This is a genomic window from Streptomyces cyanogenus (assembly GCF_017526105.1).
In the GTDB taxonomy this organism is placed as follows: Bacteria; Actinomycetota; Actinomycetes; order Streptomycetales; family Streptomycetaceae; genus Streptomyces; species Streptomyces cyanogenus.
Window position 1 is genome coordinate 3,358,423 of record NZ_CP071839.1, and the last position, 25,239, is coordinate 3,383,661.

Here is a 25,239-nt window from a genome sequence, read left to right on the forward strand (position 1 = left end):
CGGCGGCCGGCGGGAGGGCCGTCAGCTCCAGGGTTCGACGACCGTGACGCCCGCCCCCGGTGCCGCGTCCATCGCGGCCAGGGCCGCCGGGGCCGCGTCGAGCGTGATCGTCCGGGTCACCAGGAGGTCCGGGCGCAGGACGCCGGCGCGGACCAGGCCGAGCATGGCGGGATAGGTGTGGGCGGCCATGCCGTGACTGCCGAGGATCTCCAGCTCCAGGGCCGTCGCGCGGGCCAGCGGGACCGGGGTGGTGCCGTCGGCCGAGGGCAGCAGGCCGACCTGGACGTGCCGGCCGCGACGGCGCAGGCCGTTCACCGAGGCCGCACAGGTGGCGGGCGAGCCGAGGGCGTCGAGGGAGAGATGGGCCCCGCCGCCGGTCAGCTCGCGGACGGCGGCGGCCGGATCGGACACGCCGGACGCGACCAGGCACGCGGCGGCACCGAACTCGCGGGCCAGGTCGAGGGCCCGGGGCGAGACGTCGACCGCGACCACCCGGGCCCCCGAGGCCGCCGCGATCATCACCGCCGACAGGCCGACACCGCCGCAGCCGTACACCGCGACCCACTCCCCGGCCGCCACCCGGCCCTGCTGGACCACGGCACGGAACGCGGTCGCGAAGCGGCAGCCGAGGGCGGCGGCGGTGGCGTACGCCATGTCGTCCGGGAGCGCCACGAGGTTGACGTCGGCGTGGTCGAGCGCAACGTACTCGGCGAAGGAGCCCCAGTGGTGGAAGCCGGGCTGGGTCTGCCGCTCGCACACCTGCTGGTCGCCCGCCCTGCAGGAGGGGCACGTGCCGCAGGCGCACACGAACGGCACGGTGACCCGGTCGCCGGGCCGGCGGCCGGTCACCCGCGCGCCCACCGCCTCCACCACACCGGCGAGTTCGTGCCCCGGCACGTGCGGCAGCGTGATGTCCGGGTCGTGCCCCATCCAGCCGTGCCAGTCGCTGCGGCACAGGCCGGTGGCCTCCACCCGGACGACCACGCCGTGCTCGGCGGGCTCCGGGTCGGGTACGTGCCGTATCCCGGCCGGCTTCCCGTACTCCTCGAACACCACCGCGCGCATGCCTGCTCCTTCCGGGGAACCTGCGCGAAGGCTAGACGCTCCCGGGGGCACCACGCCGGGGGCGGGACCCCACTGGATTCATACCCCCTAGGGGTATAGTCTGATGAGCATGGGGTTCCTCCACGGGCCCCATCGGCCCCACACACCTCGACGAGGAGTAACGACATGACCGCCCACACCGACACTTCGGGCTCCGTCACCACCGTCTACAAGGTGACCGGCATGAGCTGTGGCCACTGCGAGGGCTCCGTCTCCGGCGAGATCTCCCAGCTCCCGGGCGTCAGCTCGGTCAAGGCCGTCGCGTCGACCGGCGAGGTGACCGTCGTCTCCGCGGCCCCCCTGGACGAGCAGGCCGTGCGCGCCGCCGTCGACGAGGCCGGCTTCGAGCTGGCCGGCCAGGCCTGAGGAAGACCCTCCGTTTCCCCGACCGGGCCGTACCGACCAGCTGATACTGGCTCCGTACGGCCCGGTCCGATGTCTGGAGTCCGGACATGACCAGCACCACCGCACAGACAACCGCCGGCACGGACACGACCGCCGAGGTCGAGCTGCTCATCGGCGGCATGACCTGTGCCTCCTGCGCCGCCCGGGTCGAGAAGAAGCTCAACCGGATGGACGGGGTCAGCGCCACCGTCAACTTCGCCACCGAGAAGGCCAAGGTCGTCCACGCCCCGAGCGTCCAGGTCGCCGACCTGATCGCCACCGTGGAGAGGACCGGCTACACCGCCGAGGAACCCCCGCCGCCGGAGCCGGCGCCCGAGACCGCGCCGGAAACCCCCGAACGGGACACCGAACTCGACGCCCTGCGGCACCGCCTGCTCGTCTCCGCGCTGCTCGCCGCTCCGGTGGTCCTGCTCGCGATGATCCCGGCGCTCCAGTTCGACGACTGGCAGTGGCTCTCGCTCACCCTCGCCGCGCCGGTCGTCGTCTGGGGCGGATGGCCCTTCCACCGGGCCGCCTGGACCAACCTGCGGCACGGCGCCGCCACCATGGACACCCTGGTCTCGGTCGGCACGCTCGCCGCGTTCGGCTGGTCGCTGTGGGCGCTGTTCCTCGGTGACGCGGGCATGCCCGGCATGCACGACGAGTTCCGCCTCACCGTCTCCCGCATGGACGGCGCCTCCACCGTCTACCTGGAGGTCGCCGCCGGAGTCGTCGCGCTGATCCTGCTCGGGCGCTACCTGGAGGCACGCTCCAAGCGCCGCGCGGGTGCCGCCCTCAGGGCGCTGATGGAGCTGGGCGCCAAGGACGTGACGGTGCTGCGGTACGAGGAGGGCGGGCACGGAGCGCTCTCGGACGGGACCGGTGGCGGGGTACGGCCGGGCGGCCGCGAGGTACGGATCCCGGTGTCGTCCCTGGCCGTCGGCGACCGGTTCGTCGTACGGCCCGGCGAGAAGATCGCCACCGACGGCACGGTCGTGGAGGGCCGCTCCGCGGTGGACGCGTCCATGCTGACCGGCGAGTCGGTGCCGGTGGACGTCGGCCCCGGCGACCGGGTCACCGGCGCCACGGTCAACGCGGGCGGCCGGCTGGTCGTCGAGGCGACCCGGGTCGGCTCGGACACCCAGCTCGCCCGGATGGCGAGGCTGGTGGAGGACGCGCAGAACGGCAAGGCCGAGGTGCAGCGGCTCGCCGACCGGGTCTCCGCCGTCTTCGTGCCGGTGGTCATCCTCATCGCGCTCGGCACCTTCGGCGTCTGGCTGGGCGTCACCGGCGACACGGTCGCCGCGTTCACGGCCGCCGTCGCCGTCCTGATCATCGCCTGCCCGTGCGCGCTGGGCCTCGCCACGCCGACCGCGCTGATGGTGGGCACCGGGCGCGGCGCCCAGCTCGGCATCCTGATCAAGGGCCCGGAGGTGCTGGAGTCCACGCGCCGCGTGGACACGGTCGTCCTGGACAAGACCGGAACGGTCACCACCGGCCGGATGGGCCTGCAGGCGGTGTACGTCGCCGAGGGCGAGGACGAGAAGGAGCTGCTGCGGCTCGCGGGCGCCCTGGAGCACGCCTCCGAGCACCCGGTGGCCCGGGCGATCGCCGCCGGCGCCGAAAGGCAAGTCGGTGCGCTGCCGGCGGTCGAGCACTTCGAGAACGTGCCAGGGCGGGGTGTGCGCGGACGCGTGGACGGCCGTGAGGTGGCCGTGGGCCGCCTGTACGACGAGCTGCCGCAGGAGCTGGCGCGCGCGGCCCGCGAGGCCGAGCGGGAGGGCCGTACGGCCGTCGTGGCGGGCTGGGACGGTCGGGCCCGCGGCGTCCTCGCCGTCGCCGACGCGGTCAAGGAGACCAGCGCCGAGGCGGTCCGCGAGCTGCGCGCGCTGGGGCTCACGCCGGTGCTGCTCACCGGGGACAACCGCACGGTCGCCGAGGCGGTCGCCCGGCACGTCGGCATCGACTCGGCGCACGTGTTCGCCGAGGTGCTGCCCGAGGAGAAGGTGGACATCGTACGCCGGCTGCAGCGCGAGGGGCGGACGGTGGCGATGGTCGGCGACGGTGTGAACGACGCCGCCGCGCTCGCCGCCGCGGACCTGGGCCTGGCCATGGGAACCGGCACGGACGCGGCGATCGAGGCCGGCGATCTGACGCTGGTGCGGGGGGACCTGCGGGTGGCCGCGGACGCGATCCGGCTGTCCCGGCGGACGCTGGCCACCATCAAGGGCAACCTGGTGTGGGCCTTCGGCTACAACGTCGCGGCGCTGCCGCTGGCCGCAGCGGGGCTGCTCAACCCGATGATCGCCGGGGCGGCCATGGCCTTCTCCTCGGTGTTCGTGGTCACCAACAGTCTGCGGCTGCGGGCCTTCCGGTGAACCGGCGCCCGGGGTGACCGATGTCCCGGTCCCCCTGGAGTCCGGCGCGCGCCTCACATAAGCTCTTCACAAGGCTCGCGCATCATCCTTACGCTTGAGCCCCGATCGACGTATCGGGGCTCTTGCGCGCCTAAAGGACATATGCAAGAGACGCAGATCACAGTGATGCGAACGTAACCATCGAAGGGGTTCGAAGGTCTAAGTTGGCGATGTCAGACCAGCGTCTTGGGGGGCGCTGACTGGCATCTGGGGATGTCTTGGGGGACTTCCTCAGAGATGCGTTGCCGGGGCACGTACACCGGGAAGCTTTGAGCGGCCCTCCCAGCGTGCGTTGTCCCGGCAGATCGCACCGCATCACTGGAGTGCGACGAGTTTTGCTCGTTGTGCTCAACGACAGCGATTCAGGCGCTGTCCTCTCCAGCGCCCGGCCGGATCCCGTGGGGGGAATCCGCACCGGGACATGGGAAGGCGCCCTGGTCGTCGGCCCGTGGGGGGACCGGCGTCTCAGGGCGCCTTCCGTCTTTGCGTCCTACGGCCGTGTGCCGACGCCCGCGCAGTGGGCACGGCCCGTCACGCCGCCCAGGAGGCGCGGGGAACTGCGCGGCCGGCGACCAGCCGACCCACAGCCGCCCACGCCCTTCAGCGGCACACTCCCGGGCGCACACCCGGCCGGGAGCACCTGCTCCGGTGTGGGGCACCGGCAGACGCGGCCCCCTCACCGGCCAGGTGTCAGCGCTCCTCGACCGGAACGAAGTCGCGCAGCTCCACGCCCGTGTAGATCTGGCGCGGACGGCCGATGCGGGAGCCCGGCTCCTTGATCATTTCGGTCCACTGGGCGATCCAGCCCGGGAGCCGGCCGAGGGCGAACAGGACCGTGAACATCTCGGTCGGGAAGCCCATGGCGCGGTAGATGAGGCCGGTGTAGAAGTCGACGTTCGGGTAGAGCTTGCGCTCGACGAAGTAGTCGTCGGACAGCGCGTGCTCCTCCAGCTTCAGGGCGATGTCGAGGAGCTCGTCCTCCTTGCCCAGCGCGGAGAGCACATCGTGCGCGGCGGCCTTGATGATCTTGGCGCGCGGGTCGAAGTTCTTGTAGACCCGGTGGCCGAAGCCCATCAGCCGGACGCCGTCCTCCTTGTTCTTCACCTTGCGGATGAAGGTGTCGACGTCGGAACCGGAGTCACGGATGCCTTCGAGCATCTCCAGCACGGACTGGTTGGCGCCGCCGTGCAGCGGGCCCCACAGCGCGTTGATGCCGGCGGAGATCGAGGCGAACATGTTGGCCTGCGAGGAGCCGACCAGGCGGACCGTCGAGGTCGAACAGTTCTGCTCGTGGTCGGCGTGCAGGATCAGCAGCTTGTCCAGCGCGGAGACGACGACCGGGTCCAGCTCGTACTCGTCGGCCGGCACCGAGAAGGTCATGCGCAGGAAGTTCTCGACGTAACCGAGGTCGTTGCGCGGGTAGACGAACGGGTGGCCGATCGACTTCTTGTACGCGTACGCGGCGATCGTCGGAAGCTTCGCGAGCAGCCGGATCGTGGAGAGATCGCGCTGCTTGTCGTCGAACGGGTTGTGGCTGTCCTGGTAGAAGGTGGACAGCGCCGAGACGACCGAGGACAGCATCGCCATCGGGTGGGCGTCACGCGGGAAGCCCTTGTAGAAGTTCTTGACGTCCTCATGCAGCAGGGTGTGCCGCGTGATGTCGTTCTTGAACGTGGAGAGCTCGTCGACGGTCGGCAGCTCGCCGTTGATCAGCAGGTAGGCCACCTCGAGGAAGGTGGAGCGCTCGGCCAGCTGCTCGATGGGGTAGCCGCGGTAGCGGAGGATGCCCGCCTCGCCGTCGAGGTAGGTGATCGCGGATTTGTAGGCGGCCGTGTTGCCGTACCCGCTGTCCAGGGTCACCAGACCGGTCTGGGCGCGCAGCTTCCCGATGTCGAAGCCCTTGTCGCCGACGGTGCTGTCGACCACCGGGTAGGTGTACTCGCCGTCGCCGTACCGCAGTACTACAGAGTTGTCGCTCACGTCTTCCCTCACCGACGTAGTGCCTCATCTTCGAGGTGCCCTGACTGTCTCTACCATCCCCCATTTGGCTCAGGAGAGTGCACTCGGGGTCGACCATTGGGCCTATCGGCGGCACTCAGTGCCGCCAACCTGCTCATCCTGCCCCCTCCGAGGGGCATCTGGAAGTGCTCTGTGACCTTCACGACTCATTTGATCGATCATTTTTTGCGCCGAGCCTGAAGTCGAGGGCTGTACAGCGCCGTCCGGCCGAGACCGTGCGCACCGCCTGCCCGATCGCCCTGCGGGATCCGACGAGGACGACCAGCCGACGGGCCCGGGTGACCGCCGTGTAGAGCAGGTTCCGCTGGAGCATCATCCATGCTCCCGTGGTGACGGGGATCACCACCGCGGGATATTCACTGCCCTGCGAGCGGTGAATGGTCACCGCGTACGCGTGCGCCAGTTCGTCCAGTTCGTCGAACTCGTACGGCACCTCCTCATCTTCGTCCGTCAGCACGGTCAGACGCTGGTCGACCGGATCGAGCGAGGTGACGACGCCGACGGTGCCGTTGAAGACACCGTTCTTCCCTTTCTCATAATTGTTACGAATCTGGGTGACCTTGTCGCCGACGCGGAAGACCCGGCCGCCGAACCGCTTCTCCGGCACGTCGGGCCGCCCGGGCGTGATGGCCTGCTGGAGCAGCCCGTTGAGCGCGCCCGCCCCGGCCGGCCCCCGGTGCATCGGTGCGAGCACCTGCACGTCCCGGCGCGGGTCCAGCCCGAACCTGGCCGGAATCCGCCGCGCGGCCACGTCGACGGTGAGCCGGCCGGCCGCCTCCGTGTCGTCCTCGACGAAGAGGAAGAAGTCCTTCAGTCCGTCGGTGAGCGGATGCTGCCCCGCGTTGATCCGGTGCGCGTTGGTGACGACACCGGACTGCTGGGCCTGCCGGAAGACCCGGGTGAGCCGGACGGCCGGGATGGGGCTGCCGTCGGCGAGCAGGTCCCGCAGCACCTCACCGGCACCGACGCTCGGCAACTGGTCCACGTCCCCGACGAACAGCAGATGGGCACCCGGTGGTACGGCCTTCACCAGTTTGTTGGCGAGCAGCAGGTCCAGCATGGACGCCTCGTCCACGACCACCAGGTCGGCGTCGAGCGGCCGGTCCCGGTCATAGGCCGCGTCGCCGCCCGGCCTCAGCTCCAGCAGCCGGTGCACGGTGGAGGCCTCCGCGCCGGTCAGCTCCGCCAGCCGCTTGGCCGCCCGGCCGGTGGGAGCCGCCAGCAGCACCTTGGCCCGCCGGGCCCGGGCCAGCTCCACGATCGAGCGCACGGTGAACGACTTGCCGCAGCCGGGCCCACCGGTGAGCACGGCGACCTTCTCGGTCAGCGCGAGCTTCACGGCCGCCTCCTGCTCGGGTGCGAGGTCGACGCCGGTGCGCGACCGCAGCCACCCGAGCGCCTTGCCCCAGTCCACGTCCCGGAAGCCCGGCATCCGGTCCTGGTCCGTGCGCAGCAGCCGCAGCAGCTGAGCGGACAGGGACAGCTCGGCCCGGTGGAAGGGCACGAGGTAGACGGCGCTGACGGGCTCCTCGGCGCCGTCGGGCCCGGGCACCTTCTCCCGTACGACCCCCGGATCCTCCCCCTCCTCCGGGGCCCGGCCCAGCTCGGCGAGACACTCGATGACCAGCCCGGTGTCGACCTGGAGCAGCTTGACCGCATCGGCGATCAGCCGCTCCTCGGGCAGGAAGCAGTGCCCTTGGTCGGCGGACTGGGACAGCGCGTACTGCAGGCCGGCCTTCACGCGCTCCGGGCTGTCATGGGGGATGCCGACGGACTGGGCGATCTTGTCGGCGGTGAGGAAGCCGATGCCCCAGACGTCGGCCGCGAGCTGGTAGGGGCGCTCCTTCACGACGGTGATCGACGCGTCGCCGTACTTCTTGTAGATCCGTACGGCGATGGACGTGGACACCTCGACGGTCTGCAGGAAGAGCATGACCTCCTTGATCGCCTTCTGCTCCTCCCAGGCGTCGGCGATCTTCTTGGTCCGCTTCGGGCCGAGCCCCGGCACCTCGATCAGCCGCTTCGGCTCCTCCTCGATGATCCGCAGCGTGTCCAGCCCGAAGTGCTGCGTGATGCGGTCCGCGAAGACCGGCCCGATCCCCTTGACCAGCCCGGAGCCCAGATAGCGCCGGATGCCCTGGACGGTGGCGGGCAGCACGGTCGTGTAGTTCTCGACGTGGAACTGCTTGCCGTACTGCGGATGCGAGCCCCAGCGGCCCTCCATCCGCAGGGACTCCCCCACCTGGGCACCGAGCAGCGCGCCGACCACGGTGAGGAGGTCACCGGCACCTCTTCCGGTGTCCACCCGGGCCACCGTGTAGCCGTTCTCCTCGTTGACGTACGTGACCCGTTCCAGCACGCCTTCGACCACGGCGAGCCGCCGCTCGCCGGTCTGGGTCCCCGCCTGTTGAGCCATGATCCGACGGTACCCGTCAGGTCTGACACCGGGGTGGGGCGGTCGGGCCACGGGCCTCAGTTGACGACGCTCCAGGCCTGGTTCTTGCCGCCGATGCAGTCCCACTGCTGGACGATCACCCCGTGCTCCGGAGCCTGCAGGGACGGCTGGTCGGCGTCGAGGCACTTGTCGCTGTACAGGGAGCGGATCTGCCAGCGGTTGTCGGCGCGCCGCTCCAGGTACCACTTCTGGTTCAGGCCGCCGTGGCAGGACCACTGGACGATCCTGGCGCCGTTGCTCTTGCTCCACTCGAAGACGTCCAGGCACTTGCCGCTGTGCGCGGCCACGATCTCGAAGACGTTCTGGTAGGCGAGGTCGTTGCCGGCCCGGCGGAAGACGAAACGCTGGTTTGCGCCGCCCCAGTAGTCCCAGACCACCGTGCCGGTGCCGTCCTGGGTGCTGCCCTGCCACACGTCCACGTACAGCACCTGTTTGCCGTTGCGCGCCGCCGTGTACGAGCTGCGGATCTTGTACTCGTGGCCGGCGTCCGTGAACGGGAAGGGGACGTAGCCGTCCGGGTACACCCGGTCCCAGGTGGCCTCCCAGTGCATCGCGGCCTGCTCGTTGGCCTTGCGGGCGGCGTCCCGTACGGACTGGGTCACGCATATCTCGTCACCCGGTATGGCCTCCCGGAACACGAGGCCGTCCCGGCACCGGCCGTTGTCGTCGGTGTTCCCATAGTTCGCCCTGTTCTGGTTCCAGGTCTGGGTGCGGACGTCGGGGGTCACGCAGACGTGGTCCTCCGGATGCGACTCCCGCCAGACGTAACCCTGCTTACAGGTGCTCGGGCCGAACGGGCCCGCCTTGGTGGCCGACGCCGGGGCGGAGTCCGGGGCCGAAGCGGGGGCCGCGTTCGCCGGGACGGCGCCCGGGGCGGTGCCCGCGAGGACTCCGGCCAGCAGGAAGGCGTACGCGGGGGCCGGGCGCGGCCGTTTGAACGTTCGACTTCTTCCAGATGTTTCGGACATGGGGGTGTCCCCTGCGCTGAGTGGGGTGCGGCATCTTGAAGTACCCCGAGCCCCCTCCTTCATCGTGCACCCGGGGGGCCATGTTTCGCACGGTCAGGGACGCGGGTGTTGCTTCTTCAGGCCTTCGAGGAAGGCGGTGAAGGCGGGGGTGGGGAAGGTGAGGGGGATACGGGTGGGGGCCTTCGAGTCGCGGACGGCTGTGTGGGTGGGGGTGGTGGCGACTTCTACGCAGGCGTTGCCGTCGCCCTCGCCCGAGTACGACGACTTACGCCAGTTGACGAGGGTGGTCATGGATACCTCACAGCTCCTTGGCCAGCTTGTGGATGAAGTCGCGCGACCGGTCGGGGTCGAGCGAAACAGCCTCCACCCTACGGAAACGCGTTCGATAGGCGTTGAGCTGTGCTTCGGAATCGATGAACACTGAGCCGTGAGGGGCGTCCCGCACCACCGTGTCCAACTTCGGGAGAGGTCCGCCCACGTACGTCATGGTGCTGGAGGCCCTGGTGAAGCCGTCCAGGTCGAACGGGATGACGCGTACGGTGATGTTGTCCGCCTCGGACAGGTGCAGCAGCTTGGTCAGCTGGGCTCGGGAGGCGTTGCGGTCGCTGACCCTGATACGCAGGGCCGCCTCATGGATCACCAACTCGTAGGGAACGGTGATCTGCTGGCGCCGCATTCGATGGCGGACCCGCAGCTCCAGCTCATCAGCAGTCAGTTCGGGCACTCTCGAAGAGAAGACCGCGCGGGCGTATTCCTCCGTCTGCAAGAGGCCGGACACGTGCAGGATCGCCACCTCACGCAGGAACGTGGCGTGGTGCTCCAGTTCCGCGAGGTCCAGGAACGAAGTCGGCAGCAACCGCCGGTATTCCTCCCACCAGCCACGCGTCCTGTCGGTGGCCATCGCCACCAGGGCGTCGATGAAGTCCTGGTCTGCGCACACGTAGTGGGATGCGAGGCGACGCAGCCGTTTCTCGCTCACACCCGAAAGACCTGCCTCGATCTGACTGATCTGCGGAGCGCTCACGCCGAGAAGCGCCGCCGCTTCCCGGGCGGTCAGCCCTGCCGCCTCGCGGAGTCTGCGCAGCTCGATTGCCAGGCGCATCTGACGTGCCGTCGGCTCGTTCCTCAATGCCATGGCCGATCCTTCCAACGCCCCTGCCCAAGCTGCTCGTTCGAGGGACAGATTACGCGACCGGCTTGCCGGACTTAAACAATAAGGTCTACCGTCGGTGACGCACCGCACACGCAGCGGAAGCGCACCGTGCGTCGAATCTCCCCTTCAGCCACCGGAGTTGATGAGGCATGCCCGAAACCTGGGACTGGGACTACACGCTCTGCATCCCCAACGACCCCAGAGCCGTCACCGTCTGCCGCCACACCCTGCGAATGATCCTGACGATGCACGGACTGACCGGGCTCGTGGACACGGCGGAGCTGCTGGCGACGGAGCTGATCTCCAACGCCGTGCGGCACACCAAGGGGCCGGCGGCGTTGCGGGTGCGGCGCTCCCGGGAGGGCGTGGTGTGGATCGGGGCGTGGGACACGGACCCGGCACCGCCGGAGCCGCCGGTGCCCTTGGAGCAGGCGGTGGAGCGGGAGGAAGGGCGGGGGCTGGGCCTGGTGGTGGCCTGCGCCGAGTACTGGGGCTGGCAGCCGTCGGCGCGGTTCGGGGACCGGGGGAAGTACGTGTGGTGCGAGCTGGGGGTGGCGTGATGGTGGGCTCGTCGCACGAGGCGCTGCACCGGATCTTCCAGAAGGATCCGACGCTGCTGACGAAGGCGTTACAGAAGGTGCTGCACGTTCCGTTCCCCGAGCCCAGGGAGATCGCCGCGCTGAACGTGGATCTCACCGAGATCGAACCGGTCGAGCGCCGTGTGGACACGTTGCTGCGGGCGGAGACGGACGAGGGCACCTACCTGCTCGTGGTCGAGTCGCAGGGGAAGGTGGACGACCGGAAGCGGGGCAGTTGGCCGTACTACCTGTCGTACCTGTACGAGAAGTACCGGTGCGAGCCGGTGCTCATCGTCATCACGCAGAGCAGTGCTACGGCGAGGTGGGCCTCGCGTCCGATCCGGCTCGGTTTCCCGGGGTGGGACTCGCTGACGGTGCGTCCGCTGGTGCTGGGGCCGGACAACGTGCCGGTGATCGCGGATGAGCGGCAGGCCGAGCGGGACGTCCCTCTTGCGGTGCTGTCGGCGATGACACACGGGCGTGGTCCGCAGGCTCCGGCCATACTGGAATCCCTGGCATCCGCCCTGCGGACCATCGACCCCGACAGTGCCGCGGTCTTCGTGCAGTTCGTCGACTCGTGCCTGGCCGACCCCCAGGCGAAGCAGATGTGGAGGGAATTGATGACGGCGATCCAGTACTTCTGGCGACACCCGCTGGCCGAGCAGGTACGGGAAGAGGGACGGGAGCAGGGCCTGGAGCAGGGCCGCATCCAGGACCGCCAAGAGATGATCCTGCGCATCCTGGAATGGCGCGGCATCCCGGTGTCCGACGCCGTCCGGAAGCGGGTGCTGGCCTGCGCGGACCTCGACCGGCTGGAGGTCTGGGCCCAGCGCGCCGTCCACGCGGCCGAGGCGACGGAGTTGTTCACCGGGGAGTGAGCGAGCGGCCCTGAACAGTGGTGGCCCGCCCGGCGCCGGGCCCTCGGGCAGGCCGAGTGGCACCGGTCGGCGGGGGCGCGGCCGCGCCTCGCCGGCACGCCGGGCGGGTTCGGCGGCTTACAGCCGGGGGGGGCTCGCAGGTAAGCCGGGGAGACCGCGCTTCCTTTCGGGGGCGGGGGCTTGTACGCCTCTCCGTCGTGATGGGCGGATTCGTTCCAAGGGGCCGGAGGAAAACGCCGTGTCAGCGGATGGGGCAGGTCGGCGGAGTGCCCCGAATCCGCCAATCACACGTGCATCCGCCGCTCACGATTGGTCGGCCGCCCCACCTCTTGCCGGCGCCCCGTGTGGTCGGTTTCGACGGCACCCGGGCGGGCTCGAAGGCGGTCCGGGGCGAGAAGGTGGAACCGGGTCATCTCGCAGAGGAGTCAACGGATGTATGACTACGACCTTCTGGTCGTGGGCTCGGCCAACGCCGACCTGGTGATCGATGTCGAGCGGCGGCCGGCCGCCGGGGAGACGGTGCTCGGCGGTGACCTGGCCGTGCACCCCGGCGGCAAGGGCGCCAACCAGGCGGTCGCCGCCGCCCGGCTGGGTGCCGGTACGGCCCTGCTGGCTCGGGTCGGCGACGACGGCCACGGCCGGCTGCTGATCGACTCCCTGCGCGCGGCCGGGGTCGACACGGTGGGGGTGCTGGTGGGCCGGGACCCGACGGGAGTCGCACTGATCACCGTGGACCCCTCCGGTGACAACAGCATCGTGGTGTCGCCGGGCGCCAACTCCCGGCTGCTGCCCGCGGACGTGCGGGCGGCGACGAGCCTGTTCCACGCCTCCCGGGTGGTGTCGGCGCAGCTGGAGATCCCGCTGGAGACGGTCGTGGAGGTGGTGCGGAACCTGGCGCCGGGCGGCCGCTTCGTGCTGAACCCGTCCCCGCCGCGGGAGCTGCCCGCGGAGGTGCTGGCGGCCTGCGACCCGCTGATCGTGAACGAGCACGAGGCGCGGGTGATCCTCGGTGCCGCCTGTGTGAGCGAGGACCCCGCGGACTGGGCCCGGCTGCTGCTGGCCAAGGGGCCGCGCTCGGTGGTGGTGACGCTGGGCGCGGAGGGCGCGCTGGTGGGCGACGCCTCCGGGGTGACCCGGGTGCCGTCGGTCGCGGTGGACGCGGTGGACACCACCGGTGCCGGGGACGCGTTCACGGCGGCCCTGGCCTGGAAGCTGGGCGCGGGCGCGGCGTTGGCGGAGGCGGCGGCGTACGCCGCCCGGGTCGGCGCGGCGGCCGTGACGAGGCGGGGCGCACAGGAGTCGTACCCGACGGCAGCGGAGGTGGACGCCCTGTGAGGAAGGCGGGGATCCTCGCCCGGCACCCGGCCGGTGCGCCGGCCTGGCGCCGGTTGGCCGGGCGCACAGCAGCCGGCCGCACGAGCGGCTGAAGGAGCGGTCGGCCGGAGCCCGACTGCACCGGAGAGGCCGGCCCATACGCGAACGTGCTGCTGCGCTGCGTGGTGTTCTTCCGGCCCGGCGCCGTCGCAGACGCTTCGAGGGGGCGTTTCCCGGCCCGCAGGCCCGGACACGCCCCCTCGGTCTCCCCTCCCCGCCGGAACCCGCAACCCCCCCGGGTCCCCCGTGGTTCCGACGTCATGTACGACACCGCAGGCGACGGAATGGTTGCACCCACTCCCGCGGTTTTTCCGGCGCCGGCCCGCTAGCGGATCACGTGCTCCACGAACCGCTCCGCCGTCCGGGCGAGGACCTCCCGGCCGTCCTGGGCCCACAGGCCCTCGTTGAACAGCTCGACCTCGATGGGTCCGGTGTAGCCGGCGGCCTCCACGTATCCCTTCCACTCGCGCATGTCGATCGAGCCGTCGCCGATCTGGCCGCGGCCGTTGAGGACGCCCTCGGGCAGCGGGGTGGTCCAGTCGGCGAGCTGGAAGCTGTGGATCCGGCCGGCCGCGCCCGCGCGGGCGATCTGGGCGGGTGCCTGGTCGTCCCACCACACGTGGTACGTGTCCACGGTCACCCCGACCTGGTGCGCGGGGAAGCGTTCGGCGAGGTCGAGGGCCTGGGCGAGGGTGGAGACCACGCAGCGGTCGGCGGCGTACATGGGGTGCAGGGGCTCGATGGCGAGGCGTACCCCGCGTTCGGCCGCGTACGGGGCGAGGACGGCGAGGGCGTCCGCGATCCGCTCCCGGGCGCCGCGCAGGTCCCTGCTCCCCGCCGGGAGGCCGCCGGAGACCAGGACCAGGGTGTCCGTGCCGAGCGCGGTGGCCTCGTCGACGGCCGCGCGGTTGTCGGCCAGTGCCGCGGCCCGGTCGGCGGGGTCGGTCGCCGTGAGGAAGCCGCCCCGGCACAGGGTCGTCACCGTCAGGCCGGCGTCGCGGACCAGCTTGGCGGTCGCCTCCAGGCCGTACGCCTCGACCGGTTCCCGCCACAGGCCCACGTTGCCGATTCCCAACCCGGTGCAGGCGTCGACCAGTTCGGGCATCGACAGCTGCCTTACCGTCATCTGGTTGATGGAGAAACGCGCGAGATCCGTGCTCACCGGTCCACCCCGTACACGCTCAGCAGGCTCTTCATCCGCTCCTCCGCCAGCCGGGGGTCCGGGAACAGGCCGAGGGAGTCGGCGAGTTCGTAGGCGCGGGCCAGGTGCGGCAGGGAGCGGGCCGACTGGAGGCCGCCGACCATCGTGAAGTGGCTCTGGTGGCCGGCGAGCCAGGCGAGCAGGACCACGCCCGTCTTGTAGAAGCGGGTGGGCGGTTGGAAGAGGTGGCGGGACAACTCCACCGTCGGGTCGAGGAGCTCACGGAACCCCTTGACGTCCCCGGTGTCCAGGACCCGTACCGCCTCGGCCGCGAGCGGGCCCAGCGGGTCGAAGATGCCGAGCAGGGCGTGGCTGAAGCCCTGGTCATCGCCCGCGATCAGCTCGGGGTAGTGGAAGTCGTCACCGGTGTAGCAGCGCACGCCCTGCGGCAGCCGCCGTCTGAGGTCGACCTCGCGCTGCGCGTCCAGCAGGGAGATCTTGACCCCGTCGACCTTGTCGGGGTGCGCGGCGACGACCTCCAGGAAGGTCTCGGTGGCCGCGTCCAGGTCGGCCGACCCCCAGTAGCCCTCCAGGGCCGGGTCGAACATGGGGCCCAGCCAGTGCAGGATCACCGGTTCGGCGGCCTGGCGCAGGAGGTGGCCGTAGACCACCAGGTAGTCCTCGGGGCCCTTCGCCGCCGCGGCCAGGGCGCGGGACGCCATCAGGACGGCCTGGGCGCCGGCCTCCTCGACGACCGCGAGCTGCTCCTCGTAGGCCGCGCGGATGCCGGCCGGGCTGCCGGCGGTGAGCTGGTCGGTGCCGACTCCGCAGGCGATGCGGCCGCCGACGGCGCGCGCCTCGGCCGCGCCGCGCCGGATCAGCTCGGCCGCGCCCGCCCAGTCCAGGCCCATCCCGCGCTGGGCGGTGTCCATGGCCTCGGCGACACCGAGACCGTGGGACCACAGGTGGCGGCGGAAGGCGAGGGTGGCGTCCCAGTCGACGGCGGCGGGCGAGCCGGGCGAGACGTCGGCGTACGGGTCGGCGACGACGTGGGCCGCGGAGAAGACCGTACGAGAAGTGAAGGGGGTGCCGGCGGAGAAGGCCTGCGGCTCGGTGCGGGGCTCGTAGGCGCGCAGGGTGCCGTCCGCCGCGGGGAGTCGGATGGTCACAGGACGATCTCCGGCACGTCGATGCGGCGGCCCTCGGCGGAGGACCGAAGGCCCAGTTCGGCGAGCTGCACGCCGCGGGCGCCGGCCAGCAGGTCCCGGTGGTAGGGGGCGTCCGCGTGGACGTGCCTGAGGAACAGCTCCCACTGGGCCTTGAAGCCGTTGTCGAACTCGGCGTTGTCGGGCACCTCCTGCCACTGGTCGCGGAAGACCTCGGTGGCGGGGACGTCCGGGTTCCACACGGGCCTGGGGGTGGCGCTGCGGTGCTGGACGCGGCACCTGCGCAGGCCGGCGACGGCCGAGCCCTCGGTGCCGTCGACCTGGAACTCCACGAGTTCGTCGCGGTGGACGCGGACCGCCCACGAGGAGTTGATCTGGGCGATCGCGCCGCCCTCCAGCTCGAAGACACCGTAGGCGGCGTCGTCGGCGGTGGCGTCGTAGGGCTTGCCCTGTTCGTCCCAGCGCTGCGGGATGTGGGTGGTGGCGAGGGCCTGCACGGACCTCACGCGGCCGAACAGCTCGTGCAGGACGTACTCCCAGTGCGGGAACATGTCGACGACGATGCCGCCGCCGTCCTCGGCCCGGTAGTTCCAGGAGGGGCGCTGGGCGGGCTGCCAGTCGCCCTCGAAGACCCAGTAGCCGAACTCGCCGCGCACGGACAGGATCCGGCCGAAGAAGCCGCCGTCGACGAGCCGCTTCAGCTTCAGCAGGCCCGGCAGGAAGATCTTGTCCTGGACGACGCCGTGCTTGACGCCCTTGTCGTGGGCGAGGCGGGCGAGGGCGAGGGCGCCGTCGAGGCCGGTGGCGGTGGGCTTCTCGGTGTAGACGTGCTTGCCGGCCGCGATCGCCTTGGTGAGGGCCTCCTCGCGGGCGGAGGTGACCTGGGAGTCGAAGTAGATGTCGATGCCCGGGTCGGCGAGGACGGCGTCCAGGTCGGTGGAGACGTGGTCGAGGCCGTGCCGCTCGGCGATCTCGCGCAGGGCGTGCTCGCGGCGGCCGAGCAGGACCGGTTCGGGCCAGAGCACGGTGCCGTCGCCGAGGTCGAGGCCGCCCTGTTCACGCAGGGCGAGGATCGACCGGACGAGGTGCTGGCGGTAGCCCATGCGCCCGGTCACGCCGTTCATGGCGATACGCACCGTCTTGCGTGTCACGTGAGTCCCCTTCGCGGAGCCGGTGTAGCAAGCGCTTTCTACACTGAGAAGCTAGCCTCTGGACGTGGTCCGTACAAGACCGTGTCCGCTTCGAGTTGTTCGAGGGGGCGAACAACGGGGGGTCGTGGCCTTAAGGTCTGCTCGGAACCAGGACGTGTGCCTGGCTGTCTACGAGGGCGTACGACATGACGCGTGACCGGAGGACGACGAGATGACGGTGACCCTGGCGGACGTGGCGGCCCGCGCCCAGGTCTCCCCCGCGACGGTGTCGCGCGTGCTGAACGGCAACTACCCGGTCGCCGCGTCCACCCGCGAGCGGGTGCTGCGGGCGGTGGACGAGCTGGACTACGTCCTCAACGGTCCCGCCAGCGCGCTCGCCGCGGCCACCTCGGACCTGGTCGGCATCCTCGTCAACGACATCGCCGACCCGTTCTTCGGGATCATGGCGAGCGCGATCCAGGCCGAGATCGGCGGGCCGGGCGGGCGCGCGGGCGGCGAACGCCTGGCGGTCGTCTGCAACACCGGCGGCTCCCCCGAGCGCGAACTGACCTACCTCACGCTGCTCCAGCGGCAGCGGGCCGCGGCCGTGGTGCTGACCGGCGGGGCCGTGGAGGACGCGGCGCACGCGGCCGCGGTCGCCGGGAAGCTGCGGAAGCTGGCGGACGCCGGGACCCGGGTGGTGCTGTGCGGACGCCCGCCGGCGCCGGACACCCAGGCCGTCGCGCTCACCTTCGACAACCGGGGCGGCGCCCGCGCGCTGACCGACCACCTGATCGGCCTCGGCCACCGCCGGCTCGGCTACATCGCCGGCCCCGAGGAACGCACCACCACCCGGCACCGCCTGGAGGGCCACCGGGCCGCGCTCGCGGCGGCGGGCATCGAGGAGGACCCGCGCCGGACGGTCCACGGCCGCTACGACCGCCGGTCCGGTTACGAGGCCACGCTGGAGCTGCTGCGCCGCGATCCCTCCCTGACGGCGATCGTCGCCGCGAACGACTCCGTCGCTCTCGGCGCCTGCGCCGCCCTGCGCGAGTCCGGACTGCGCATCCCCGAGGACGTCTCGGTGGCCGGCTTCGACGACCTGCCGTTCAGCATCGACGCGGTGCCGTCCCTCACGACGGTCCGGCTGCCGCTGTCGGAGGCGGGGGCGCGGGCCGGACGCATCGCGATGGGCCGGGAGGAGCCGCCGCCCGGGGGGATCGCCTCGATGCGGGGGGAGTTGATGGTGCGGGGGTCCTCCGGGGTTCCGCGGGAGTGAGGGTGCGGGGTGCCGGGGCGGCGGCCGGGGCCCGGTGGTGTGGTGGGTGCGCCCACTCCGCGGCGCCGTACGCCGGTACGGCCCAGCGCCTCCCAGGTTGCTCGTTCCCCCGCCTTCCGGGCGGCACCGATGAGTTCTCGGACCGCCGGCCGTCTACACCGTCGTCAGCAACGGACACTTGCCGAGGAGCAACACCATGCGTGTCGTCGTCACCGAGTTCATCAGCCTTGACGGAGTCGTGCAGGCCCCGGGCGGGCCCGAGGAGGACACCGACGGGGGGTTCGCGCACGGGGGCTGGTCGCATCCGTTCTTCGATCCGGAGGTGGTCGGCGGGGCGTTCGCCGCGGGGCTGGAGCGGGCCGAGGCGCTGCTGTACGGGCGGCGGACGTATCTGACGATGGCCGCCACGTGGCCCGAGCGGGCGGGGGACCCCTTCGCCGACCGGCTCAACTCCCTGCGCAAGTACGTCGTGTCCGACACCCTCGGCGACGCCGAGCTGAGCTGGGAGAACACCGTGCGGATCCCGGGTGCCGAGGCCCTGGACAAGGTGCGGGAGCTGCGGGCCGCGGAGGGCGGGGACCTGGCGATGATGGGCAGCCCCACGCTGGTGCGGGCGCTGATCGAGGCGGAGCTGGTGGACGAGTTGCAGCTCGTGGTCATGCCGGTGCTGCTCGGCGGCGGTAAGTCGATCTTCCCGGCGGACGGGGGCAAGCGGACCTGGGAGCTGGTGTCGTCGGCCACCGCGAAGACGGGGGCGCAGCTGAACGTGTACCGGCCCGCCCGGCAGGCCCGGTAGAACCGGCGGCGCGCGCGGACCGGGCGAATGACGCACACGGTCCGGCGCGCGCGAACCACGCCGAGCGGCCCGACGCCCCCTCCGGCACACCGTGAACGGCGCCGCACCACCCACCGCTTGCTACGGCACACCGTGAACGGCGTCGCACGGACCACCGCCTGCTACGGCACACCCGCGAACCGCACCGAACCACCCACCACCTCCTCCGGCACACCCACGAACCGCGGCGAACCGCCCGTCCGCCGTCGTCGGCCCGGCCGGTCGGCCGGTACTGGGCGGTGCGGGTGAGTGACGGCTGGGGTGTGGGGGTAGGAGCGAGTAGGGTCCGTGACCATGAAGCTGGCGTTCTCCACTCTCGGTGTCCCCGGCCTGCCCGTCCCGGAGGTCCTCACGCTCGCGACCACCCACGGCTATCACGGCGTCGAACTGCGCGCCCACCCCGAGGAGCCCGTGCACCCGGGCCTGACGCCCGCCCAGCGCGCCGAGACCGCGGCCCTGTTCCGGAGCGCGGGCATCGAGGTGCTCGGCGTCGCCGGGTACGCGCGCGTCGCCGCCCCGGGCGAGGACGCCCCGGTGCTGGCGGAGATCCGGGACCTGCTCCAACTCGCCCACGACCTGGGCGCGCCCTTCGTCCGCGTCCTCCCCGGCGCCGATCCGGACCGGCCCCGGGAGGAGTCGGACGCGATCGCCGCCCGGCGGCTCGGCACCGCCGCCGAGGACGCCTCGGCGCTGGGCGTGCGGATCCTGCTGGAGACCCACGACTCGCACCGCACCGGCGCCGACGCGATCCGGATCCTCGGCCCGGTCGGGCACCGGCAGGTGGGCGCGCTGTGGGACGTGATGCACACGTGGCTGGGCGGTGAGCAGCCGTCGGAGACGTACGCGGCCCTCGCCCCGCACCTGGGCTACGTCCAGGTCAAGGACATCGCCTCCGCCGAGGACACCACCCCGCTGCCGCTCGGCACCGGGGTGCTGCCGCTCACCGAGTGCGTGGACGTGCTGTCCCGGCAGGGCTGGGACGGCTGGCTGTGCTGGGAGTACGAGAAGCGCTGGTACGAGGGTGCCGCGCCGCTTCCGGATCTGCTCGGTGCCGGCCGCGAGCACCTGGCGCGGCTGCTGGGCGAGGCGGCCTGACCCGCGGCCCCGCGCGGAGAAAACGACTGGCGGGCGCCCGGGTCCGCGGCTAGCCTCCCCCGGTGATCCAGCCACCGGGGCCGTGCGCCCGCTTCCGCCCATGAGCCTCGCCCGCTCGCTCATAGACGTACGGCCGCTGCGCACCTCCCCCGTCTTCCGGCGGCTGCTGATCGGCCGGACCGTGTCCGTCCTCGGCGGGTTCATGACCATGGTGACGGTCATGTACCAGGTCTGGGACATGACCCGCAGCACCGCCTGGACCGGTGCGGTGGGGCTGGCGCAGGCGCTGCCGCTGGTGGTGTTCGGGCTGTTCGCCGGGGCCTGGGCGGACCGGGCCGACCGGCGCCGGGTCTTCCTCGCCGCGACCGTCGGCCAGGCGGTCTGCTCGCTGCTGCTGGCCGTGCAGGGCTTCACCGGGCATGTGCCGGTGGCGGCCGTCCTGCTGCTCGTCGCCGTGCAGTCGGCCTTCGGCGCGCTCGGCGCCCCGGCCGCCGGGGTCTTCGTACCGCGGCTGCTGCCCAAGGAGCAGGTGGCCGCCGGGCTGGCGCTGCAGCAGGTCACCGGTCAGTCGATGATGCTGCTCGGACCCGCCCTGGCCGGGCTGCTGCTGGGCTGGTTCGGCATCGGCGTCTGCTATCTGCTGGACGCCCTCAGCTTCGGCCTCGCCTTCTACGGCGCCCGTGGGCTGCCCGCGCTGCCGCCGCAGGGCGAGCCGTCGCGGGCGGGCGTGCACGGGGTGCTGGACGGGCTGAGGTTCCTGGCCGGGCACCGGGTGGTGCGGGGCGCGCTGGTCACCGACCTCGCCGCCACCGTGCTCTCGTTCCCGGTGAGCCTGTTCCCGCTGGTCAACGCCGAGCGGTTCGGCGGCGATCCGCGCACCCTCGGCCTGTTCCTGTCGGCGCTGGCGGTGGGCGGTGTCGCGGCGACCGCGCTGTCCGGCCCGCTGACCCGGCTCGCCCGGCCGGGCCCGGTGATGCTGTGCGCGTCCGCCACCTGGGGCGCGGCGCTGATCCTGTTCGGCCTGGCCGGCAGCCCGTGGCTGGGTCTGGCCCTGCTCGCGCTGGCCGGCGCGGCGGACGCCACGGCGGTGGTCTCCCGCTCCACGATCGTGCAGACCCGCACCCCGGACGCGCTGCTCGGCCGGGTCACGGCGGCCGAGCAGATCGTCGGCCAGGCGGGCCCGAGCCTCGGCAACGTGCGCGGCGGTCTGCTGGCCGGCTGGACCTCGGGCACGACCGCCCTGCTCAGCGGCGGCCTGCTGTGCGTCCTGGCGGTGGCGGCGGTCGCGACGACGACGCCCGAGCTGCGCGACCGGGTCAGCGGGACGCCGGACGAGGCGTGAGCGGCGCGGTGCCGTCGACGCACCAGTCCAGGACCGCCGGCCAGGAGCCGTACCCGGCGTCCAGGTCGAGGTGGGCGGCGCCGGGCAGGATGTCGGCGGGGATGCCGAGCGGCTCGGCGAAGAGCGGGCCCGCGCCCTCGGGGCAGTAGGGGTCGTCGTCGCCCGCGACCAGCCGGGTCGGCCCGGGCAGGGTGAAGTCGAGCGCGGGCGGGGCGAAGGCGGCCACCTCCGGGTACCGGGCGAGCACGGAACCGGAGGGCGGGGAGACCAGCAGCACCCGGCCGGCGTGCCGCAGTTGCTTCATGCCCCGGGCGGCGGCGTGCAGCCACAGCACGCAGGACAGGCTGTGCGCCACCACGACCAGCTCGCCCGAGGCGTCCGACTCCTCCAGCTGCCGGGCGAGTTCGGCGAGCCAGACGTCCAGGTCGGGGTCGTCGGCGTCGGGCAGCTGCGGGTAGCCGACCCGGTGGCCGGCGGCGGTGAGCCGGTCGGCGAGCCAGTGCTGCCAGTGGGGCTCGGGACGGTGGTTCTGCCAGCCGTGCAGAATCAGGTACGAGCGTGTGGTCATGCCGGTGATCCTCTCCCGCCCGTGTCCCCGGGTCCAGGGCCCCTCGGTGCCGTCAGCCGGCGGCGGGCAGTGCCGCGAACGCCTCGTGGAAGCCGGGGAACGTCTTGCGCACGCAGCCGGGGTCGTCGTACGTCAGGCCGGGCGTGCGCAGGGCGGTGACGGCGAAGGACATCACGATGCGGTGGTCGCCGAAGGTCCTGATCTCGGCTCCGGGCGCGGGCTCGCCCGGGTGGATCTCGATCCGGTCGGGGCCGGTCGAGACCCGCACACCGAGCCGCCGCAGGTTGTCCGCGCAGGCCTCCAGGCGGTCGCACTCCTTCACCCGGGTGTTGCCGACGTCCTCGATGCGGACCGGTCCGGAGGCGAACGGCGCGATGGCGGCCAGGGTCGGCATGGTGTCGGAGATGTCCCGCATGTTCACCGTGAGCCCGCGCAGTTCGCCCGTGCCGCGCACGGTCGTGCGGTCCTCGGCGACCTCCACCTCGGCGCCCATCCGGCGCAGCACCTCCACGAACCGCAGGTCGCCCTGGAGCGCGCCGGAGCCGAGGCCGGGCACGGTGATCTCACGGCCCGGGGTGACGGCCGCCGCGGCGAAGAAGTAGCTCGCGGTGGAGGCGTCCGGCTCGATCGCGTAGGTGGTGGCCCGGTAGCCGCCGGCCGGGACGTCGTACACCAGGCCGTCCCGGGCGACCTCCACGCCGAAGGCCCGCATCATCGCGAGGGTGATCTCCACGTAGGGCGCCGAGACCAGGTCGGTGACCCGGATCCGCAGGCCGGTGCGGGTCAGCGGGCCGAGCAGCAGCAGCGCGGTCAGGTACTGGGAGGACTCGCCCGCGTCCAGCACCACCTCGCCGCCCTCGACGCCGGCCGCGTGGACGGTGAGCGGATGGTGGCCCTCGGCCTCCTCGTGCCGCAGGTCGACACCGAGGTCGCGCAGGGCGCGGGTGAGCGGGCCGAGGGGGCGGCGGCGCATCTGCGGGGAGGCGTCGAAGCGGTAGGTGCCGTGGCCGGCGGCGGCCAGGGTGGGCAGGAAGCGTGCGGTGGTGGCGCCGTCCCGGCAGAAGACGTCGGCTTCGGCGGCCGCGGGGCCCTGCGGGCGGCCGTCGACCTGCCATGCGTCCGCGCTGCGGCCGACCCGGTAGCCGAGCCGGGTCAGGCCCTCGGCGAAGCCCTCGGTGTCGTCGGAGTGCAGGGGCCGGACGAGGGTGCTGACCCCGTCGGCCGCGGCGGCGAGGAAGAGGGCGCGGGCGGTGAGGGACTTGGAACCGGGGATGTCGACAGCGGGCATGGCCGCATGATGACGCCTCGTCGGGTGCGCGGTCCCGGCTGTCCAGGGGCTGGACGCGCCCCCGGGAATGCGCGGCCGGCGGCCCCTTCCTGGTTACTGTGCTTTCCCTTGACGGAAAGAAACTTCCCGGATATTGGTGACTCCTCGGAAGTTTCCTTCAGCGGTTCTCCTCTGGAAGGAGCGCACGTGCACGACACCAGCACGGGAAGCGACACCGGCACGGGAAGCGACACACGCACGGGAAGCACGGGAAACACCGCACGGCCGTCCAGACGCGCCGTCCTCACCGCCACCGCGGGCCTCACCGCCGCGCTGACCGTACCGGCGACCGCCCACGCCGCCGCCCACGGCGTCCCCGGCGAACGCCGGCTGCGCGCCCTGATCTCCCGGATGACCCTGGAGGAGAAGGTCGGCCAGCTCTTCGTGATGCGGGTCTACGGCCACTCCGCCACCGCCCCGGACCAGGCCGACGTCGACGCCAACCTCAGGGAGATCGGTGTCCGCACCGCCGCCGAGCTGATCGCGAAGTACCGCGTCGGCGGCATCATCTACTTCGCCTGGGCGCACAACACCCGTGACCCGCACCAGATCGCCGACCTGTCCAACGGCATCCAGCGGGCCTCGCTGGACCAGCCGCGCGGCCTGCCGGTGCTCATCGCGACCGACCAGGAGCACGGGGCCGTCTGCCGGGTCGGCAGGCCCGCCACCCTCTTCCCCGGCGCCATGGCGGTCGGCGCGGGCGGCTCCCGCTCCGACGCGCGCACCCTCGGCCGGATCTCGGGCGCCGAACTGCGCGCGATGGGCATCAACCAGGACTACTCCCCCGACGCCGACGTGAACGTCAACCCGGCCAACCCGGTCATCGGTGTCCGTTCCTTCGGCGCCGACCCGGACGCGGTCGCCGGGCTGGTCGCCGCGGAGGTGAGGGGCTATCAGGCGGCCGGGGTCGCCGCGACCGCGAAGCACTTCCCGGGCCACGGGGACACCGCCGTCGACAGCCACTACGGCTTCCCGGTCATCACGCACAGCCGGGAGCTGTGGGAGGAACTGGACGCCGTACCCTTCCGGGCCGCGATCCGGGCCGGGATCGACTCCGTCATGACCGCGCACATCCAGTTCCCGGCCCTGGACGGCTCCGGCGACCCGGCCACCCTCTCCGGCCCGGTCATCACCGGCATCCTGCGCGGCGAACTCGGCTACGACGGGGTCGTGATCACCGACTCCCTGGGCATGCAGGGCGTGCGCACCAAGTACGGCGACGACCGGGTGCCGGTGCTCGCCCTCAAGGCCGGCGTGGACCAGCTGCTCAACCCGCCGTCGCTGGACGTGGCCTTCCACGCCGTGCTGAAGGCCGTGCGGGAGGGCGAGCTGACCGAGGCCCGGCTGGACGAATCGATCCTGCGCATCCTGCGGCTGAAGGCCCGGCGCGGGCTCTTCGACGACCCCTGGGCCGACCCGGCGGCCGTCGACAGCACGGTGGGCACCAAGGCCCACCTGGCCAGGGCCGACCGCATCGCCGAACGCACCACCACCCTGCTGGTCAACGAGGGCGGCACCCTGCCTCTCGACCGCCGCCGGCAGCACAGGCTCCTGGTCGTCGGCGCCGACCTCGCCTCCCCGTCCGGCACCACCGGCCCGCCCACCGGCGTCCTGGCCGCCGCCCTCACCGAGCTGGGCTTCACCGCGACGGCCCTGCCCACCGGCACCGCCCCCTCCGCGGCGACCGTCGACAAGGCGGTGACGGCCGCCCAGGACGCGGACGCGGTGGTCGTGGCCACCTACAACGTGACCGCGTCCAGCACCCAGCGCACCCTGGTGGAGCGCCTGCTGGGCACGGGCAGGCCGGTGGTCGCGGTGGCCGTCCGCAACCCGTACGACGTCGCGCAGTTCCCTGCCGTCCCGGCCTGCCTGGCCACGTACTGCTGGACGGACGTCGAACTGCGCGCCGCCGCCAGGGTCCTGGCCGGCCGGGTGCGCCCGCGCGGCACACTGCCGGTACCGGTCCAGCGGGCGGACGACCCTGCCCGGGTGCTGTATCCGATCGGGTACGGGCTGACGTACTAGA

General features: G+C 72.2%; 21 protein-coding genes. 10 read left to right on the top strand and 11 right to left on the bottom strand.

What is annotated here, in order from left to right:
* Positions 1 to 21: 21 nt before the first annotated feature.
* On the bottom strand, positions 22 to 1,065 hold the full coding sequence (locus S1361_RS15025) for a zinc-dependent alcohol dehydrogenase family protein (protein WP_208032353.1): 1,044 nt from the start codon (positions 1,063 to 1,065) through the stop codon (positions 22 to 24).
* Positions 1,066 to 1,230: 165 nt separating this feature from the next.
* Between S1361_RS15025 and S1361_RS15030 the strand changes: the two genes are divergently transcribed.
* Positions 1,231 to 1,470 (top strand): heavy-metal-associated domain-containing protein, encoded by a 240-nt coding sequence (locus tag S1361_RS15030; protein ID WP_208032354.1) that lies wholly within the window; start codon positions 1,231 to 1,233, stop codon positions 1,468 to 1,470.
* Positions 1,471 to 1,556: 86 nt separating this feature from the next.
* Positions 1,557 to 3,866 (top strand): heavy metal translocating P-type ATPase, encoded by a 2,310-nt coding sequence (locus S1361_RS15035; protein WP_208032355.1) that lies wholly within the window; start codon positions 1,557 to 1,559, stop codon positions 3,864 to 3,866.
* Between the two features lie 729 nt (positions 3,867 to 4,595).
* On the opposite strand, the gene S1361_RS15040 is transcribed toward S1361_RS15035, so the two are convergent.
* The 5 genes from S1361_RS15040 to S1361_RS15060 all read right to left on the bottom strand — a co-directional run bounded on the left by S1361_RS15040 (position 4,596) and on the right by S1361_RS15060 (position 10,482).
* The gene (locus S1361_RS15040; protein WP_208032356.1) at positions 4,596 to 5,885 is read right to left on the bottom strand and encodes a citrate synthase; all 1,290 of its coding nucleotides are present in this window, start codon (positions 5,883 to 5,885) and stop codon (positions 4,596 to 4,598) included.
* A gap of 178 nt (positions 5,886 to 6,063) precedes the next feature.
* Positions 6,064 to 8,340, bottom strand: a complete 2,277-nt coding sequence (gene recD2, locus S1361_RS15045; RefSeq protein ID WP_208032357.1) for an SF1B family DNA helicase RecD2 — start codon at positions 8,338 to 8,340, stop codon at positions 6,064 to 6,066.
* Between the two features lie 56 nt (positions 8,341 to 8,396).
* The gene (locus S1361_RS39210; protein WP_243769179.1) at positions 8,397 to 9,347 is read right to left on the bottom strand and encodes an RICIN domain-containing protein; all 951 of its coding nucleotides are present in this window, start codon (positions 9,345 to 9,347) and stop codon (positions 8,397 to 8,399) included.
* Positions 9,348 to 9,440: 93 nt separating this feature from the next.
* The gene (locus S1361_RS15055) at positions 9,441 to 9,638 is read right to left on the bottom strand and encodes a DUF397 domain-containing protein (RefSeq protein WP_208032358.1); all 198 of its coding nucleotides are present in this window, start codon (positions 9,636 to 9,638) and stop codon (positions 9,441 to 9,443) included.
* 7 nt (positions 9,639 to 9,645) lie between these two features.
* A complete protein-coding gene (locus S1361_RS15060; RefSeq protein WP_208032359.1) occupies positions 9,646 to 10,482 on the bottom strand; it encodes a helix-turn-helix domain-containing protein in 837 nt (278 codons plus the stop codon).
* A gap of 167 nt (positions 10,483 to 10,649) precedes the next feature.
* On the opposite strand from S1361_RS15060, the gene S1361_RS15065 reads away from it, so the two are divergent.
* The 3 genes from S1361_RS15065 to S1361_RS15075 all read left to right on the top strand — a co-directional run bounded on the left by S1361_RS15065 (position 10,650) and on the right by S1361_RS15075 (position 13,291).
* The gene (locus S1361_RS15065) at positions 10,650 to 11,060 is read left to right on the top strand and encodes an ATP-binding protein (protein ID WP_208032360.1); all 411 of its coding nucleotides are present in this window, start codon (positions 10,650 to 10,652) and stop codon (positions 11,058 to 11,060) included.
* Entirely contained in the window at positions 11,060 to 11,956 is an 897-nt protein-coding gene (locus S1361_RS15070) for a hypothetical protein (RefSeq protein ID WP_208032361.1), read from the top strand. The genes S1361_RS15065 and S1361_RS15070 overlap by 1 nt, the downstream gene beginning before the upstream one ends.
* 432 nt (positions 11,957 to 12,388) lie before the next feature.
* Complete coding sequence (locus S1361_RS15075) at positions 12,389 to 13,291, top strand: ribokinase (protein ID WP_208032362.1); 903 nt, start codon at positions 12,389 to 12,391, stop codon at positions 13,289 to 13,291.
* A gap of 364 nt (positions 13,292 to 13,655) precedes the next feature.
* On the opposite strand, the gene S1361_RS15080 is transcribed toward S1361_RS15075, so the two are convergent.
* From S1361_RS15080 to S1361_RS15090, 3 genes are read right to left on the bottom strand one after another with little or no spacing between them, the layout of a single operon-like run.
* Positions 13,656 to 14,456 carry a sugar phosphate isomerase/epimerase family protein gene (locus tag S1361_RS15080; RefSeq protein ID WP_208036609.1) on the bottom strand — a complete coding sequence of 267 codons (801 nt, stop codon included), beginning with the start codon at positions 14,454 to 14,456 and terminating at the stop codon, positions 13,656 to 13,658.
* A 32-nt stretch (positions 14,457 to 14,488) separates the two neighbouring features.
* Complete coding sequence (locus tag S1361_RS15085) at positions 14,489 to 15,640, bottom strand: dihydrodipicolinate synthase family protein (protein WP_208032363.1); 1,152 nt, start codon at positions 15,638 to 15,640, stop codon at positions 14,489 to 14,491.
* Positions 15,637 to 16,788: a Gfo/Idh/MocA family protein gene (locus S1361_RS15090; RefSeq protein ID WP_208032364.1), complete on the bottom strand. Its 1,152-nt coding sequence runs from the start codon at positions 16,786 to 16,788 to the stop codon at positions 15,637 to 15,639. The genes S1361_RS15085 and S1361_RS15090 overlap by 4 nt, the downstream gene beginning before the upstream one ends.
* Positions 16,789 to 16,999: 211 nt before the next feature.
* Between S1361_RS15090 and S1361_RS15095 the strand changes: the two genes are divergently transcribed.
* The 4 genes from S1361_RS15095 (at position 17,000) to S1361_RS15110 (ending at position 21,318) form a co-directional block, all read left to right on the top strand.
* Positions 17,000 to 18,046, top strand: a complete 1,047-nt coding sequence (locus S1361_RS15095) for a LacI family DNA-binding transcriptional regulator (RefSeq protein ID WP_208032365.1) — start codon at positions 17,000 to 17,002, stop codon at positions 18,044 to 18,046.
* A 196-nt stretch (positions 18,047 to 18,242) separates the two neighbouring features.
* Complete coding sequence (locus S1361_RS15100) at positions 18,243 to 18,842, top strand: dihydrofolate reductase family protein (protein WP_208032366.1); 600 nt, start codon at positions 18,243 to 18,245, stop codon at positions 18,840 to 18,842.
* A gap of 333 nt (positions 18,843 to 19,175) precedes the next feature.
* A complete protein-coding gene (locus S1361_RS15105) occupies positions 19,176 to 19,976 on the top strand; it encodes a sugar phosphate isomerase/epimerase family protein (protein ID WP_208036610.1) in 801 nt (266 codons plus the stop codon).
* Positions 19,977 to 20,076: 100 nt separating this feature from the next.
* Complete coding sequence (locus S1361_RS15110) at positions 20,077 to 21,318, top strand: MFS transporter (RefSeq protein ID WP_208032367.1); 1,242 nt, start codon at positions 20,077 to 20,079, stop codon at positions 21,316 to 21,318.
* On the opposite strand, the gene S1361_RS15115 is transcribed toward S1361_RS15110, so the two are convergent.
* Together S1361_RS15115 and aroA are read right to left on the bottom strand one after the other, a co-directional pair.
* Complete coding sequence (locus tag S1361_RS15115; protein WP_208032368.1) at positions 21,293 to 21,886, bottom strand: alpha/beta hydrolase; 594 nt, start codon at positions 21,884 to 21,886, stop codon at positions 21,293 to 21,295. The genes S1361_RS15110 and S1361_RS15115 overlap by 26 nt on opposite strands.
* Positions 21,887 to 21,938: 52 nt before the next feature.
* On the bottom strand, positions 21,939 to 23,174 hold the full coding sequence (gene aroA, locus S1361_RS15120) for a 3-phosphoshikimate 1-carboxyvinyltransferase (protein ID WP_208032369.1): 1,236 nt from the start codon (positions 23,172 to 23,174) through the stop codon (positions 21,939 to 21,941).
* Between the two features lie 186 nt (positions 23,175 to 23,360).
* Between aroA and S1361_RS15125 the strand changes: the two genes are divergently transcribed.
* Positions 23,361 to 25,238 carry a glycoside hydrolase family 3 protein gene (locus S1361_RS15125; RefSeq protein WP_208032370.1) on the top strand — a complete coding sequence of 626 codons (1,878 nt, stop codon included), beginning with the start codon at positions 23,361 to 23,363 and terminating at the stop codon, positions 25,236 to 25,238.
* Position 25,239: the final 1 nt, after the last annotated feature.